Annotated in this window: 12 protein-coding genes; 8 read left to right on the top strand and 4 right to left on the bottom strand. The window is 67.5% G+C overall.

All coding sequences use genetic code 11. The features are described 5' to 3' along the window. Window positions 1-27: 27 nt before the first annotated feature. Window positions 28-2,010 (top strand): alpha/beta hydrolase family protein, encoded by a 1,983-nt coding sequence (locus ACXJKJ_RS18665; RefSeq protein WP_457391560.1) that lies wholly within the window; start codon window positions 28-30, stop codon window positions 2,008-2,010. After that, a complete protein-coding gene (locus ACXJKJ_RS18660; RefSeq protein WP_457391558.1) occupies window positions 2,007-4,013 on the top strand; it encodes a S9 family peptidase in 2,007 nt (668 codons plus the stop codon). Before ACXJKJ_RS18665 ends, ACXJKJ_RS18660 begins: the two co-directional genes overlap by 4 nt. On the opposite strand, the gene ACXJKJ_RS18655 is transcribed toward ACXJKJ_RS18660, so the two are convergent. Beyond that, window positions 4,003-4,878 carry a sterol desaturase family protein gene (locus ACXJKJ_RS18655; protein ID WP_457391557.1) on the bottom strand — a complete coding sequence of 292 codons (876 nt, stop codon included), beginning with the start codon at window positions 4,876-4,878 and terminating at the stop codon, window positions 4,003-4,005. The genes ACXJKJ_RS18660 and ACXJKJ_RS18655 overlap by 11 nt on opposite strands. A 127-nt stretch (window positions 4,879-5,005) precedes the next feature. On the opposite strand from ACXJKJ_RS18655, the gene ACXJKJ_RS18650 reads away from it, so the two are divergent. Genes ACXJKJ_RS18650 through ACXJKJ_RS18640 form a run of 3 tightly spaced genes read left to right on the top strand, consistent with a single transcriptional unit; the run spans window position 5,006 to window position 8,373 of the window. Beyond that, window positions 5,006-5,992 (top strand): AraC family transcriptional regulator ligand-binding domain-containing protein, encoded by a 987-nt coding sequence (locus ACXJKJ_RS18650; RefSeq protein ID WP_457391555.1) that lies wholly within the window; start codon window positions 5,006-5,008, stop codon window positions 5,990-5,992. Next, window positions 5,989-6,972, top strand: a complete 984-nt coding sequence (locus ACXJKJ_RS18645; protein ID WP_457391554.1) for a DUF2804 domain-containing protein — start codon at window positions 5,989-5,991, stop codon at window positions 6,970-6,972. The genes ACXJKJ_RS18650 and ACXJKJ_RS18645 overlap by 4 nt, the downstream gene beginning before the upstream one ends. 57 nt (window positions 6,973-7,029) lie before the next feature. Next, entirely contained in the window at window positions 7,030-8,373 is a 1,344-nt protein-coding gene (locus ACXJKJ_RS18640; RefSeq protein ID WP_457391552.1) for a GGDEF domain-containing protein, read from the top strand. A 25-nt stretch (window positions 8,374-8,398) separates the two neighbouring features. Here ACXJKJ_RS18640 and clpB read toward each other — a convergent pair whose 3' ends face one another. From clpB to ACXJKJ_RS18625, 3 genes are all read right to left on the bottom strand, one after another. Then, window positions 8,399-10,990 (bottom strand): ATP-dependent chaperone ClpB, encoded by a 2,592-nt coding sequence (gene clpB / locus ACXJKJ_RS18635; protein ID WP_457391550.1) that lies wholly within the window; start codon window positions 10,988-10,990, stop codon window positions 8,399-8,401. Window positions 10,991-11,049: 59 nt separating this feature from the next. Beyond that, window positions 11,050-11,415 (bottom strand): fluoride efflux transporter CrcB, encoded by a 366-nt coding sequence (crcB, locus tag ACXJKJ_RS18630; protein WP_056195632.1) that lies wholly within the window; start codon window positions 11,413-11,415, stop codon window positions 11,050-11,052. An 82-nt stretch (window positions 11,416-11,497) separates the two neighbouring features. Continuing rightward, window positions 11,498-11,971, bottom strand: coding sequence for a molybdenum cofactor biosynthesis protein MoaE (locus ACXJKJ_RS18625; RefSeq protein WP_457391548.1), 474 nt, complete (start codon window positions 11,969-11,971; stop codon window positions 11,498-11,500). A gap of 112 nt (window positions 11,972-12,083) precedes the next feature. On the opposite strand from ACXJKJ_RS18625, the gene ACXJKJ_RS18620 reads away from it, so the two are divergent. The 3 genes from ACXJKJ_RS18620 to ACXJKJ_RS18610 all read left to right on the top strand — a co-directional run bounded on the left by ACXJKJ_RS18620 (window position 12,084) and on the right by ACXJKJ_RS18610 (window position 15,202). After that, window positions 12,084-13,112: an SPFH domain-containing protein gene (locus ACXJKJ_RS18620; RefSeq protein WP_056195627.1), complete on the top strand. Its 1,029-nt coding sequence runs from the start codon at window positions 12,084-12,086 to the stop codon at window positions 13,110-13,112. 250 nt (window positions 13,113-13,362) lie between these two features. Further along, window positions 13,363-14,958 carry a DUF4178 domain-containing protein gene (locus tag ACXJKJ_RS18615; protein WP_457391547.1) on the top strand — a complete coding sequence of 532 codons (1,596 nt, stop codon included), beginning with the start codon at window positions 13,363-13,365 and terminating at the stop codon, window positions 14,956-14,958. A 22-nt stretch (window positions 14,959-14,980) separates the two neighbouring features. Beyond that, on the top strand, window positions 14,981-15,202 hold the full coding sequence (locus ACXJKJ_RS18610; RefSeq protein ID WP_056197177.1) for a DUF350 domain-containing protein: 222 nt from the start codon (window positions 14,981-14,983) through the stop codon (window positions 15,200-15,202). Window positions 15,203-15,240: the final 38 nt, after the last annotated feature.

Below are 15,240 nucleotides of genomic sequence, written 5' to 3'. Positions count from 1 at the left end.
TGTCAACGAAGCAGTGCAGGGAGCGATATGGAGATATTGAAGTGCTGGGCCGGCGTCGTTGCCGGCCTTTTGCTGTTCGTCAGCGCCGCGCGGGCGGCCCCACCGCCGGCCGAGGTGTTCTTTGGCGATCCGGACATCGGCGAAATCGCGCTGTCGCCCTCGGGCAAGCGGCTGGCCATCACGACCGCCAAAGGCGCCAAGCGCGTCGGCCTCGTCGTGCTGGAACTGGCCCCCGGTGGCAAGCTGACGCGAGCCGTGCAATTCGGCAAGGAGGATGTCACTCAGGTCCATTGGGTCAACGATGACCGGCTCGTCTTCAGCCTCACGGACCTGAGTGGCGAGAACTGGCGGCCGCCGGGCCTGTTCGCCGTGAACGCGGACGGCACCGGGCTGCGAAAGCTCATCGAGCGCGACAACCGCTTCGGGATCAACAAGGGGGAGCCTGACTACAGCTTGCTGGACTGGAGCCACAGCCTGCGCCTGGTGCCCGAGCCACGGCCCGGTGAACCCAATGAAGAAGTGCTGGTGACCTCCTACTCGCGCCGCACCCAGGCGCTGTTGTGGCTGAACACTCGCACGGGCATGACGCGCGACGTCGCCGTTCAGGCACCGGCCGACAACATCCAGCAGTGGCTGGTCGACGCCAGCGGCGCGCCCCGCGCAGCAGTGAGCTTCACGAACGACCGCCTGCAGGCTTACTGGCTCAAGCCGGGCAGCACGCAATGGGAGCAGCTCTACGACACGACGGTGCTGAAGCAGCCCTTCAGGCTCCACGACGTCGACAGCAAAGGCACGCTCTACGTCACGCACGTGCCCAAAGGAAGCCCGCAAGGCGTGTTGGCGCGCTACGACGTCCAAACGAAAGCGCCCGCTCAGGCCGCCATCGTGGCAACGCCTGGCTTCGATTTCGCCGGCCACCTGATCACCGAAGGCGGCACCGTGCTGGGCGTGCGGGCGCTGGTGGACAGCGAGGCGACAGTCTGGCTGGATGAACGCATGGCCAAGTTCCAGCAGCAGGCCGACAAGCGCCTGCCGGGCTTCATCAACCGCATCAGCTGCCTTCGCTGCGGCCAGCAGGACATGGTGGCCATCATCAAGTCCTACGGCGATCACGACCCCGGCAAGGTCTGGCTCTACCTGGGTAAACCGCCCGACGGAGAGCCCCACTGGCGCTCCATCGGCCGGGTGCGCGAGGCGGTCACCCCCGAGCAGATGGCGACGATGGATTTCAAGACCATCAAGGCCCGTGACGGACGCGAACTGCCGGTGTGGATCACGCGCGCCGACGATGCCAAGGGGCCGCGCCCGGCCGTTGTGCTGGTGCACGGCGGGCCTTGGGTGCGGGGCCATGTCTGGGAATGGGACAAATGGGGGCAGTTCCTGGCCTCGCGCGGCTACGTCGTCATCGAGCCGGAGTTCCGCGGCAGCGCCGGCTACGGCGAGGAGCACCTGCGCGCCGGCTTCAAGCAATGGGGCCAGGCCATGCAGGACGACGTGACCGACGCGCTGCGCTGGGCGCAGAAGGAAGGGTTGGCCAACGAGAAGGCCTGCATCATCGGCGCCAGCTACGGCGGCTACAGCACGCTGATGGGCCTGGCCAGGGAACCCGACCTCTACCGCTGCGGCGTGGCATGGGTGGCCGTGACGGACCTGGAGCTGATGGTGCAGGGGTCGTGGTGGGTGAGCGATGACAGCAGCATCGCCCGCAAGCTGACCCTTCCCGAAATGGTCGGCGACCCCAAGCAGGATGCCGCCATGCTGGCCGCCAACTCACCGGTGAAGCTGGCCTCGCGCATCAAGGCGCCGGTGCTGCTGGCCTACGGCGAGGCAGACCTGCGCGTGCCCATCGTGCATGGCAAGCGCATGCGCGACGCCCTGAAGGCGGCCGGCAATCCGCCGGAATGGGTCAGCTACCCCGAAGAAGGCCATGGCTTCGGCAAGCCCGAGAACCGATTGGACTTCGCCCGCAGGGTGGAGACCTTTCTCGCCAAGCATTTGGACCAGCCATGAAGCAGCGCCTGCTCGCTCCACTGATCCTGCTGGCCGCGCTCGCCTCGGCGAACCCGGTCCTGGCCGCGCCGCCGCCGGCCGAGGCCTTCTTCAAGGACCCCACCATCGTCGAGGCCGTGCTGTCGCCGTCGGGCCGCAAGCTCGCCGTGAGGAGCACCTTCGGCGGGCCGCGCGTCGGCCTCGGGGTCTTCGACCTCAACCCTGGCGGCAAGCCGATGCGCACCGCGCAGTTCAATGATGGTGACATCTCGCAGGCCTACTGGGTCAACGATGACCGCCTGGTCTTCAGCGTCACGGACCTGTCCGATGGCAGCGGCCGCCCCAATGGCGCGCCTGGCTTGTTTGCAATCAACCCCGACGGCAACCAGATCCGACAGTTGGTGCGGCGCATGGGGCGGCCATTCTTCACTGACGGCAGCCGGCAGGATCGTCTGCTGGACTGGAACCACCGCCTGCTGGCCGTGCCACGGCCACAACCGAACGAGGTCAACGAAGAGGTGTTGCTGGCCGAGTTCACGCCCGACGAGCGCCACCTGGAAACGCCGCTGTGGCTCAACACCCGCACCGGCCGCACGCGGCTGACCGGCGTGAACGCCCCACCCGACACCGTGGGCTGGGTGACCGACAGCCGCGGCGAGCTGCGCGTCGCGCTGACGCGCCGCGACGGCCGGCGAGGCGCCCTGTGGCGCGGCCCGGGCCGCCAGGACTGGCAGCCCTTGTACGAGAGCGATCTGCTGAACGCGCCGTTCGGCATCAACGCCGTCGACGATGCCGGCCGGCTCTATGTGACGCACACCCAGCGCGGCAGCGAAACGGTGCTGAGCCTGTACGACTTCGAACGTCACGCGCCAGACCCCAAGCCCCTGGTCGTGACACCGGGTTTCGACTTCAACGGTCGTGTGCTCAATGACGCCGCGGGCACTGCCCTGGGCGTGCGTGTCACGACCGACGCCGAGACGACGGTCTGGCAGAACGCCGCCATGCAGGCGCTGCAAAAGGCGGCGGACGAGCGCATGCCGGGCCGCGTCAACAGCATCAGTTGCCGACGCTGCGGCCAGGCCGATGTCGTGGCGCTGGTGCGCTCCTACAGCGACCGCGAGCCCGGCCAGTTGTGGCTCTACCAGGCCCAGCCGCCCGCGGGCGAATCAGTCTGGCGCCCCGTGGGCCGCATGCGCAACGCGATCGAGCCGTCCGAGATGGCACAGATGGACCTGCACCGCATCAAGGCACGCGATGGCCGCGATTTGCCTGTCTGGGTCACGAAGAACGCCGAGGCCACAGGTCCGCTGCCGGCCGTCGTTCTCGTACACGGTGGACCCTGGGTGCGCGGCAATGCCTGGGGTTGGCATGCCTATGCGCAATTCCTGGCCTCGCGAGGCTACGCCGTGATCGAGCCGGAGTTTCGCGGCAGCACCGGTTACGGCCGGGACCATTTCCGCGCCGGCTTCCGCCAGTTCGGCCAGGCCATGCAGGACGACGTGGCGGACGCTCTGCGCTGGGCGCAGGAACAGAAGATCGCCAGCGACAAGGCCTGCATCGCCGGCGCCAGCTACGGCGGCTACAGCACGCTGATGGGCCTGATCAAGGACCCCGAGCTCTACCGCTGCGGCGTGGCCTGGGTGGCCGTGACCGACCTGGATCTGTATGTGGCGGGGTCCTGGTGGGTCCGCGATGACATCCCGGAGTGGGGCCGCCAGTTCCAGCTGCGCGACATGGTGGGCGACCCGGAGAAGGACGCCGCCCTCATCGCCGCTCATTCACCCGTCAAGCAGGCGGCCCGCATCAAGGCGCCCGTGCTGCTGGCCTTCGGCGAAGCCGACCTGCGCGTGCCGCTGGCCCATGGCGAGCGGCTGCGAAAGGCGATGCGCGAGGCCGGCAATGAGCCGGCCTGGGTGACCTACCCCGGCGAAGGCCATGGCTTTGCGGTGCTCAAGAACCGCGTCGATTTCGCCGAGCGCATGGAGGCCTTCCTGGCCAAGTACCTGGGCCCGACTAGCCCTTGAACCCGTTGGAATGCCGCCGCCATTCCGGCGGCTTCCACAGGTGGGCCAGGCGCATGCCCCAGCTCTTCTCCTGACGCATGTCGTGGAACATCGCCCGCCACTCGTGCGCATTCAGCCAGAACAGGTTGTGCGTATAGAAGGGGTGCTCCAGGCCGTAGTCCACCGCCGCCTCCTCGGGCACGAAAGTGCCAAAGAGGCGGTCGAAGACGATCAGCGTGCCGCCGAAGTTCTTGTCGATGTATTGCGGGTTGCGGCCGTGGTGGGCGCGGTGGTGGGACGGCGTGTTGAAGATGAACTCGAACCACGCCGGCATCTTGCCCACCCAGCCRGTGTGCACGAAGAACTGGTAGCCCAGGTTGAGCGACAGCGCGAACAGCACCCAGCGCGGCTCGAAGCCGAACCAGACGGCCGGCAGGTAGAACAGCCAGTTGCCCGCAATCGGATAGAACCAGCTCTGGCGCAGCGCGGTGCCGAAGTTCATCTTCTCCGAACCGTGATGCACGACATGGGCACACCAGAACCAGCGGATGCGGTGGCTGCCGCGGTGGAACCAGTAATAGAGGAACTCGACGAGGAAGAACAGGCCGACGAAGCGCCAGACGGTGACGTCGATGGTGAACAGGCGGTGGTCGTAGACCCAACCCATGGCCGGCAACACCAGCACGACRAGCAGCACCAGGTCGGCAACCAGGTAGCTGCCGCCGCTGTTCATGCTGTCGAAGGTGTCCCAGAGGTCGAAGACGCCCGTCCTGCGAAAGCGCCAGGCCTCCATCGCGATGAAGACGCCGAAGACGGGTGACAACATGACCAGCGTCAGGTCGCGCCAGTCGCCGTGGCAGTGGTAGAGGTCGAGCAGCCAGTCCATGCCGCCATGTTGATCCGAAACGGCCAGGCTTTCTTGACGGCAAAACCCGGGTTTTTGACGGATCACGCCACGCCTGGGGAGATCACGCAGAGGACGGTGGCCGGCACTGCTGCATCATCGACCGGCCGTGGATGAGACCCGTGTCGCCGCCAGTTATGTCCAGTTGCTCTTCGAGCACATGGGCGCGCTCGGCCGCGCCGAAGCCCTTGGCACACCGCCGGCGCCGGTCGAGACCTTTGTCGCACTGCGCCGCTGGCAGGCGCTGCTCGAGCGGGCACGTGACCTCGACCCCGGCCCGAAATCCACGTTTCCGCTGCGCCTGGCCCGCGGCATCGCGCCGCGGCACTTCGGCGTCGTCGGCTTCGCGGCGCTGGCCTGCGGTACCTTGGGCGAGGCCCTGTTGCGGCTGGAGCGCTATCACCGCTCGGTCTATGACGTGAACATCGCCCAGGTTCACCCCTGCCCCGAGGGCATCTGCATCGAATGGGGCGTGGAGCGCGGCCGCCCCGGCGCCCTGGTCGACGAGACTGCCATCGCGGCCCTGGTGCAACTGACGCGTGAGTTCACGGGCAAGCCGGTGCGCGCACTGGCGGTGGACTTCGTCAACCGCCGCCCGGCCGATGTGCGGCCCTACGAGGACTTCTTCGGCGGCCCGGTGCGCTTCGATCAGCCCAGCACACGCCTTGTGCTGGCGCTGCGCGACCTCGCCCTGCCCTTGCGCGGCGCCGACGCGGCCCTGCTGGCGCTGCTCGACGATCAAGCCGAACGCCTGCTGCAGGAGGTGGCTGCCGTCAGCGAGCCGGTCGGCGTCTGGCGCCAGGCGCTCGTCGGGCTGATCCGCTCGGGCCGCACGCAGCTGCCTGATCTGGCGCTCAGCCTGCAGATGAGCCCGCGCAGCCTGCAGCGGCGGCTGGCCGAACAGGGCCAGAGCTTCCAGGCCTTGCTGTCGCAGACTCGCCAGCAACTCGCCGAAGCCTATCTGCGCGACCCCGGCGTCGAGTTGGCCGAAGTGGCCCTGCTGCTCGGCTATTCCGAACAAAGCGCCTTCACGCGCGCCTTCCGGCAGTGGACGGGCCAGGCACCGCTGCAGTGGCGCAGACAGCATTCACGATGAATCTTGCTCCCCGAGCCGTCGTCATTGGCGGCGCCCCCGCGCACGGCCGCTATGTCGGCCGCATCGCGCGCATCGATTGGTCACCCTTGCGCGAGCGCCGCTCCTGGCTCTGGCACAGGCTGCATCACAAGCGCTGGCATTACGTCGGCCTGGGCAATGAGCAGCTCTTCATCGGGGTCGCCATCGTCCACCTCGGCTGGACCTGCACGGCTTTCGCCTACCTCTTCGACCGCCGTCGCCGCACCTTGCTGGCCAACTGGCGCCAGGACGGCCTGCCGGGATTGCAGGCGAGCGTGTCCGACGCGCCGCTCGCCGGCGCCCGCGCCTGGTTCCGCGGCCCAGGCGCACGGCTGACGCTCTGGCACGAGCCGGACGACAGCCTGCGCCTCACGGTCGCCACGCGCGCGCTGCGCATCCAGGCCCGCCTGGACCTCGGCCGCATGGCGCCGCCGCTACTGGCCATCGGCCCGGTCGACGGCGGCATCGTCCATGCGACGCAAAAGACCACGGCCCTGCCCGTGCAAGGCTGGGCCGAGGCCGAGGGCCATCATTTCGGCCTGGATGGCGCCTGGGCGGCGGTCGACGCGTCCAACGGCCTGCTCGCCCGCGACACCGCCTGGCGCTGGGCCAGCGCCCACCGCGCCGACGTCGGCTTCAACCTGCAGCAGGGCTATTTCGGTGGGCGGGAAAACGTGTTGTGGCTGGACGGCATGCCGATCGCGCTGGCCGATGCCCAGTTCGATTTCGACCCCACCCAGCCGCTGCGACCGTGGCGGGTGCACACCGACGACAGCCTGCTCGACCTGGTCTTCACGCCCGAAGGTGCGCGTGCCGAGAACCGCGAGCTCCTCGTCGCTGCCAGCCACTACATGCAACCCATCGGCTGCTTTGCCGGCACAGTACGAGCAGGCGCCGGCGCACCGGCGCGCCGCATCGACGGCCTGCTGGGTGTGACCGAGGACCACCGCTCCCGCTGGTGATACGTCACGCTCGGGCTCCGCAGGTCGGTTCAAATACCGGGGCGGGTCGATACAGTCATGGCGCATCTCCAGCCGCCCACCTACGTGCTCCACGCCTCCTCATCCACACGCAACCTCGCGGCTGGCATTGCGCTGACCGTGGCACTGGTGCTGGCCCAGGCCTGGCTGCCCGAGCGCAGCATCGATCTCGCGGCCCCCGGTGCTGTGAGCAACCTGTTCCTGATCACCACGGGCGATGCGTCGGGCGAGCCCCCCGTGCAGTGGGTCGATTACGAACACCGCCGCTGGGTTTGCCGCTTTGCCGCCAACAGCCCTTCACAAGCCTGTGGCATCACCCTCGTGCTGAGCGGCGATGACCCGGCCCGCGGCAGAAACCTGAGCGGATTCGACAACCTGGAACTGGACCTGGCCTATCAGGGCAAAGCCGCTCATCTGCGCGTGGCCCTGCGCAATTTCGACCCGCGCTTCTCCAAGCTGACCGACGGCAACAGCTCCCGCATGCAGTCGATCAACCTGAGGGGGCGCGATGTCACCAAGCCGGTCACCCTCGAACTCGCCGAGCTGACCGTGCCCGAGTGGTGGATCACGCAGTTCGACCTGCCGCGCGAGTTCAACCGGCCCAGCGTTGAGAATGTGACGAGCCTGTCGATCGACGTGGCGGACAGCCTCGCCGGCCAGAGCCATGAGCTCGAGCTGCGCCATCTCACGCTCAAGGGGCCTTGGATCGCCCGCGACACCCTTTACCTCGGCCTGCTCTGCGCCTGGCTGTTGGCGGCCGGCACCGTTGTGGGCCGGCATTGGCGCGCGCTGCGGCGCAGCCATCTGCGCCAGCAGCGCGAAATCGACGCATTGACGGCACGCACCCGGCTGCTGCGCGTCGAGCAGGACAAGCTGCGCCGCCTGGCCACCATCGATGAGTTGACCGGGGTGCTCAACCGGCGCGGGCTGGAGTCAGCGCTGGAGGACTTCGAGGCCGAATCGGCCGGCGTGGCGCTGGTGCTGCTCGACATCGACCACTTCAAGCACATCAACGACCGCTGGGGCCACCCCGTCGGCGACGAGGTGCTGCGCCGCATGGCCGCCATCGTGTCGGCCAATCTGCGCACCAGTGACGTCATCGGCCGCTGGGGCGGCGAGGAGTTCCTTGTTGCCTGCCAGGGCCGCCATGCCGACGACGCGGTGCGGCTGGCGGAGAAGCTGCGTGATGCCGTGCAACACGGCAACTTCGACACCAAGGGCCGTTTCGGCATCACCGCGAGTTTCGGCGTTGCGCTGGCACCGCCCGGAGCGTCGACCCACCGCGCCTTCAAGCGGGCCGACGCGGCCCTCTACCGCGCCAAGGCCGCCGGTCGCAACCGCGTCGAACTCGACACCACGCACGACGCCGTCACCACGCTTTAAGCGTGGTGGGCGGCGCGCACGCCGCTCAGTGCACGACGCGCCCGAACGAGAACTCGCCGCCTTCGACCTGCACCGGGATCACATCCTTCGGGCCGAAGCGCCCCTGGAGGATGAGCTTGGACAGCGGATTCTCGACGCGCTGCTGGATGGCGCGCTTCAGCGGCCGGGCGCCGAAGACGGGGTCGAAGCCGACCTTGGCCAGTTCGTTCAGCGCCGCCTCGCTGATGTCCAGCTTCATCTCCATCTTTTCCAGGCGCGCCTCGAGCAGCCGCAGTTGGATGCGGGCGATGGACTTGATGTGGTCGGCGCCTAGCGCGTGGAAGATGACCGTCTCGTCGATGCGGTTCAGGAACTCGGGCCGGAAGTGTGTCTTGACCTCGCCCCAGACGGCCTCGCGGATGACCTCGTCCTTCTCACCCGACAGCGCCATGATGTGCTGCGAGCCGAGGTTGGACGTCATCACAATGACGGTGTTCTTGAAGTCCACCGTGCGGCCCTGGCCATCGGTCAGGCGGCCGTCGTCCAGCACTTGCAAGAGCACATTGAACACGTCCGGGTGGGCTTTCTCGACCTCGTCGAGCAGCAGCACGGAGTAGGGCTTGCGGCGCACGGCCTCGGTCAACGTGCCGCCTTCCTCGTAGCCGACATAGCCSGGCGGCGCGCCRATSAGGCGGCTCACCGAGTGCTTCTCCATGAACTCGCTCATGTCGATGCGCACCATGTGGTCGTCGCTGTCGAACAGGAAGCCGGCCAGCGCTTTGCACAGCTCGGTCTTGCCGACGCCCGTGGGACCCAGGAACAGGAAGCTGCCCAGCGGCCGGTTCGGGTCGCTCAGGCCGGCGCGTGAACGACGGATGGCGTCGGACACGGCCTGGATGGCCTCGTCCTGGCCGATGACGCGATCGTGCAGCTTGGCTTCCATTTGCAGCAGCTTCTCGCGCTCGCCCTGCATCAGCTTGGAGACCGGAATGCCGGTAGAGCGCGCCACGACCTCGGCGATCTCCTCGGCACCCACCAGCGTGCGCAGCAGTTGCGGCCTGTYGGTGCCGGCCTTGCCGGCCTCCTTGGCCTGGGCGTCGCCCAACTGCTTCTCCAGCTCGGGCAGGCGGCCGTACTGCAGCTCGGCGACCCGGTTGAAGTCGCCCTTGCGCTTCCAGTCCTCGATCTGCTGGCGGGTGCGGTCGATCTCTTCCTTCACATGGGCCGAACCCTGCGCCTGCGCCTTCTCGGCGGTCCAGATCTCTTCCAGGTCGTTGTACTCGCGCTGCAGCTTCAGCAGCTCGTCCTCGATGAGGCCCAGGCGCTTGATCGAGCCCTCGTCCTTTTCCTTCTTGACCGCCTCGCGCTCGATCTTGAGCTGGATCATGCGGCGGTCGAGCCGGTCCATGGCCTCGGGCTTGGAGTCGATCTCGATCTTGATCTTGGCCGCGGCCTCGTCGATGAGGTCGATGGCCTTGTCGGGCAGGAAGCGGTCGGTGATGTAGCGGTGGCTCAGCTCCGCCGCGGCAATGATGGCCGGGTCGGTGATCTCYACGCCGTGGTGGACCTCGTACTTCTCCTGCAGGCCGCGCAGGATGGCGATGGTGGCCTCCACCGTCGGCTCGTCGACCAGCACCTTCTGGAAACGGCGCTCCAGGGCCGCGTCCTTCTCGACGTATTTGCGGTATTCGTCCAGCGTCGTCGCGCCGATGCAATGCARCTCGCCACGCGCAAGAGCGGGCTTGAGCATGTTGCCGGCATCGATGGAGCCCTCGGACTTGCCGGCGCCCACCATGGTGTGGATCTCGTCGATGAAGAGGATGGTCTGGCCGGCGTCCTGGCTGACCTCCTTCAGCACGCCCTTGAGGCGCTCCTCGAAGTCGCCGCGGTACTTGGCGCCGGCCAGCAGCAGGGCCATGTCCAGCACCAGCACGCGCTTGCCCTTCAGCGACTCGGGCACCTCGCCATTGATGATGCGCTGCGCCAGGCCCTCGACGATGGCGGTCTTGCCCACGCCTGGCTCGCCGATCAGCACGGGGTTGTTCTTGCTGCGGCGCTGCAAAACCTGGATCGTGCGGCGGATTTCCTCGTCGCGGCCGATGACCGGGTCCAGCTTGCCCATGCGGGCGCGTTCTGTCAGGTCCAGCGTGTATTTCTTCAGCGCCTCACGCTGGCCTTCGGCCTCGGCCGACTCGACCTTCTGGCCGCCGCGAACCGCCTCGATGGCCGACTCCAGCGATCGGCGGGTGAGACCATGACCGCGCACGACGCCAGCCAGGTCGGTCTTGGCTTCGGTCAGCGCCAGCAGGAACATCTCGCTGGCGATGAACTGGTCGCCGCGCTTGGTGGCCTCCTTCTCGGCCGCCTGCAACAGGGAAACGAGATCGCGCCCGGCCTGCACAGTCTGGCCCGAGCCACTGACCTGGGGCAGGCCAGCCATCAGGCCATCCAGCGCCGTACGCAGGCCGCCGGCATTGACGCCGGCGCGTTCCATCAAAGCGCGCGGGCCTTCGTCCTGGGCCAGCATGGCCGCCAGCACGTGGACGGGTTCGATGTAGGGGTTGTCGCGGGCCAGGGCCAGGCTCTGGGCCTCACCCAGGGCCTCCTGGAAACGGGTGGTGAACTTGTCGGCACGCATGGTGGGAATCCTCCGGTTGCCAAGCCAAGTGGGCGCCAGCCGGCGCTTTTCAAGTTGAGCTAGATCAAGGCCTGCACGAGACGCATCCCCAGCCACGCGGCAAAAAGCGCTCCCAGCACGTGGGCCAGGGTATGGGCAGCAGCCATGCCCAGCTCGCCATGCCGCAACAAGGCCAGCGACTCGCCCGAAAAGGCAGAAAACGTCGTCAGCCCGCCGAGGAAGCCCGTCACCAGCAAAAGTTTCAGCAATTCGTTCGGATGGCGGCCCAGCCACTCCAGCGCAACGCCGATCAACAGGCCCCCCACGAGGTTGACCAGCAGCGTGCCGAGCGGGAAACCGGCCCAACGGGTGTTGAACAGCAGGCCGGCCTGCCAGCGAGTCAGCGCGCCCAAAGCCGCGCCTATCGAAACCGCCAACGCGTTCATGTCTGCCCCTCGTCCGACGAATACGTCGGCCGGTCCCCCGAGGGAACGGCCGCTTGCTTGGGGCGGCCCGGCGCTACGCGGCTCACGCCGCATTCCCCCCGACGATCCCCCAGCGCGCCAGCGCCTCGTCGTCCGCCACCCGGGCATCCACCCAGTGGGCGCCGTCCGGCGTGTGCTCCTTCTTCCAGAACGGCGCCTGGGTCTTCAAATAGTCCATCAGGAATTCGCAGGCCTGGAAGGCCTGCCCTCGGTGGGCGCTGGTGACGAGCACCAGCACGATCTGGTCGCGGGCCTGCAGGGTGCCGACGCGGTGGATGACCTTGGCGGCGCGAATGTCGAAGCGGGCCATGGCCGCGTCGACCATGGCCTCGATGGCCGCCTCCGTCATGCCCGGGTAGTGTTCCAGCTCCATCGCCGACACTGCCGCGCCGCTGCTGTGCTCGCGCACGGTGCCGACGAAGGCGACGACGGCACCGACGCCGCCATCCCCCATCCGCAGGGCGGAGGTTTCGGCGCCGACGTCAAAGTCCTCGGACTGGATGCAAACTCTGGGCATGGCAGAGATTCTCGCCCTGGCGCGCGGTGAGATTCACATGTTTGGCCGTTGAAGTCTGAGCCCGCCGCCGGATACTTGCCCCTCATTTCTTCTCACGCAGCCAGGAATCGACATGGCCCTGATGGATTTCATCAAGAAACAGTTCATAGACGTCATCCAGTGGACGGAGGACGGCGATGGCGTGCTGGCCTGGCGCTTCCCGATGTCCGGCATGGAAATTCAGAACGGCGGCCAGCTCGTCGTGCGTGAATCCCAGGTCGCGGTCTTCGTCAACGAGGGTCAAGTGGCCGACGTCTTCGGCCCCGGCACCCACAAACTGACGACCCAGACGCTGCCGGTGCTGACCTATCTGAAGAACTGGGACAAGCTGTTCGAGTCCCCCTTCAAGAGCGACGTCTACTTCTTCAGCACCCGCCAGCAGATCGACCAGCGCTGGGGCACCAGCCAGCCGGTCGCCATCCGCGACAAGGACTTCGGCGCCGTGCGCCTGCGCGCCTTCGGCAACTATGCCTACCGCATCCTGGACCCCAAGGTCTTCCACAGCCAGATCTCCGGCACGCGCGAGCGCTACACGGTGCAGGACCTGGACGGCCAGCTGCGTGGCCTGATGCTGCAGCACATCAGCGACGCCGTCGCCAGCAGCGGCACGCCCTTCCTGGACCTGGCCGCCAACCAAGTCGAGTTCGCTGCCGCGCTGAAGAACGCAACTGCCGAGTCCTTCTCGGCCATCGGTCTGGAGCTGATCTCGGTGACGATGCAGAACGTGTCCCTGCCCGAGGAGCTGCAGAAGATCCTCGACCAGCGCATCGGCATGGGCATCATTGGCCAGAACATGGGCCAGTTCATGCAGTACCAGGCCGCGCAAGCCCTGCCCGAAATGGCCAAGGGCGGCGGCGACGGCGGTGGCATTGCCGGCCAGGCCGTGGGCCTGGGCGCCGGCGTGGCCCTGGGCCAGACGCTCGCGCAGACGCTGGGCCAGGGCCTGGCGGGCGTCGGCACCGCAGCGCCCGCACCGGCGGCCAGCAAACCCGAAGACATCGTCTCGCTGCTGGAAAAGCTCGGCGACCTCAAGGCCAAGGGCATCCTGACCGACGAGGAATTCGCCGCCAAGAAGGCTGATCTGCTGAAGAAGCTTGGCTAGGGCCTGTGAACACTACGGCAGCAGACCGCGTTGTGGCCAGAAAGCCCGCGAGCAAGGCGCGAAACGAGGCTTGGGTAGGCCCCAAGCGAGGCTTCGCAACGCCGCGCGCGGGTTTTCTGGCCGCAACCCGCAGGGAAGGCCATCCGCCCGGGGCCACTCCGCGTTGCACCGCTTGCCCGCACATCAGTGCGGGCGGCGCGGTACGCCTTGATTGGCCCCGGGCGGATGGCCTTCGCGGCCTACTTCCGTAGTGTCCACAGGCCCTCAGGCGCCAGCCGCCCAGCGTCGCTGGCGCGCCGCCTGCCCCAACTGCGGCGCGCCGGTCGAGTTCGCGAGCGCGGCTTCTGCGAGTGCCGTCTGCGGCTTCTGTCGCAGCACCTTGCTGCGCGACGGTGAAGCGCTGAGCCAGATCGGCCAGAGCGCCGAGATCTTCGAAGACTATTCACCGCTGCAGCTCGGCACGACCGGCCGCTGGATGGGCCGCAGCTTTGCCGTCGTCGGACGCGTGCAGCGTGGCTCGGAGCTGGGCAACTGGAACGAATGGCATCTGTTCTTCGACACCGGTGCCGACGCACCCCGCGTGGCCTGGCTCAGCGAGGACAACGGCCAGTTCGTCCTCAGCCTGGAAGCGCCACTCGCTGAAGCTCCGCCCGAAGCCCCCGCCCTCGGCCAGCCGCTGACGCTGGCCGGCCAGCGCTGGCAGGTGGCCGCCATCGTCGAGGCGGCACTGCGTGCGGCCGAAGGCGAGTTGCCACGGCCGCCCAAGCCGGGCCGCGTCATTGAGCTGCGCAACGACAAGGGCGAGGTCGGCAGCCTGGAATACCGCGAGGGCCAATCGCCGAGCTGGTCCGTTGGCCGCAATGTACTTCTCGCCGACATGGCACTGGAAGGCCTGCGCACCACGACCGAGGGCGAGTCGGTCGCGGAGGCCAAGTTCAAGGGCCGGGCCATCGGCTGCCCAAGTTGCGGCGCACCGCTGGAGCCCAAGCTCACGCAGACCAAGAGCATGGTCTGTGCCCAGTGCAATGCCGTCGTCGAGCTTCCGGAGGGTGAGTCCAAGGCACTCGGCTTCACCCCGCAGGATCGCGGCCTGCCGCCGCTGATTCCGCTGGGCCGTACCGGCACGCTGGCTGTCGACGGCAAACCCGAAGCCTGGACGGTCGTCGGCTACCAGGAGCGCTGCGACATCCCCGAGGACGCCGACGACGAGCAGAGCTTCTGGCGCGAATATCTGCTCTACAACCGGCTGGCCGGTTTCGCCTTCCTCGTCGACACCCGCGAGGGCTGGAGCCTGGTGCGCACGCTCACCGGCGCGCCCACCTCGGGCCGCAGCGGCGCCAGCTGGCAGGGGCGCGACTATGCGCAGCGCTGGGTTTACGGCGCCAAGACGACCCATGTACTGGGTGAGTTCTACTGGCCCGTGAAGCTGGAAGACCGCGTCCAGGTCACCGACTACATCACCCGCGACGGCCAATTCCTGCTGAGCCGCGAGCAGCAGGGTCCCGAGATCACCTGGAGCGGCGGCAGCCCGGTGCCGGCCGACGCCGTGAAGACAGCCTTCAACCTGGTTGCACCGGCCGTCCAGTTCGCGCGTGACACTTCCGCCTTCAAGAGCGGCGGCAACCTGCTGCGCAACATCATCATCGGCCTGTTCGTCATCGTGCTGTTGTTCGCGCTGATGCGTGCCTGCTCCAGCGACGATTGCCAGCAGTACAAGACCAGCTTTGGCGAGAACAGCAATGAGTACCGCCAGTGCCGCGCCAGTTCGCGCGGCAGCGGCGCCTATATCGGCAACAGCGGCGGCAGCTACGGCGGCTACAGCAGCGGTGGCGGCGGCCACAAATGAACTCAACTCATTGGAGAGCACCATGACCCTCGACTGGCTCAAGCCCGAAATCGTCCTCGGCTCCATGATGTACGCCATCATCGGCGTCGTCATCTTCTGGGTCTCCTTCGTCATCGTCGACAAGATCACGCCCTACAAGCTGTGGGAAGAGATCGTCGAGCACAAGAACATCGCGCTGGCCATCGTCGTTGGCGCGATGTGCATTTCCATCGGCAACATCGTCGCGGCGGCCATCCACGGCTGAAGCCGTCCATCCTGCCCTGCACGCAGCCTGTCGCACGG

It is taken from the genome of Roseateles sp. P5_E1 (assembly GCF_054049335.1).
This window is presented reverse-complemented; position numbering and strand designations above follow the sequence as displayed.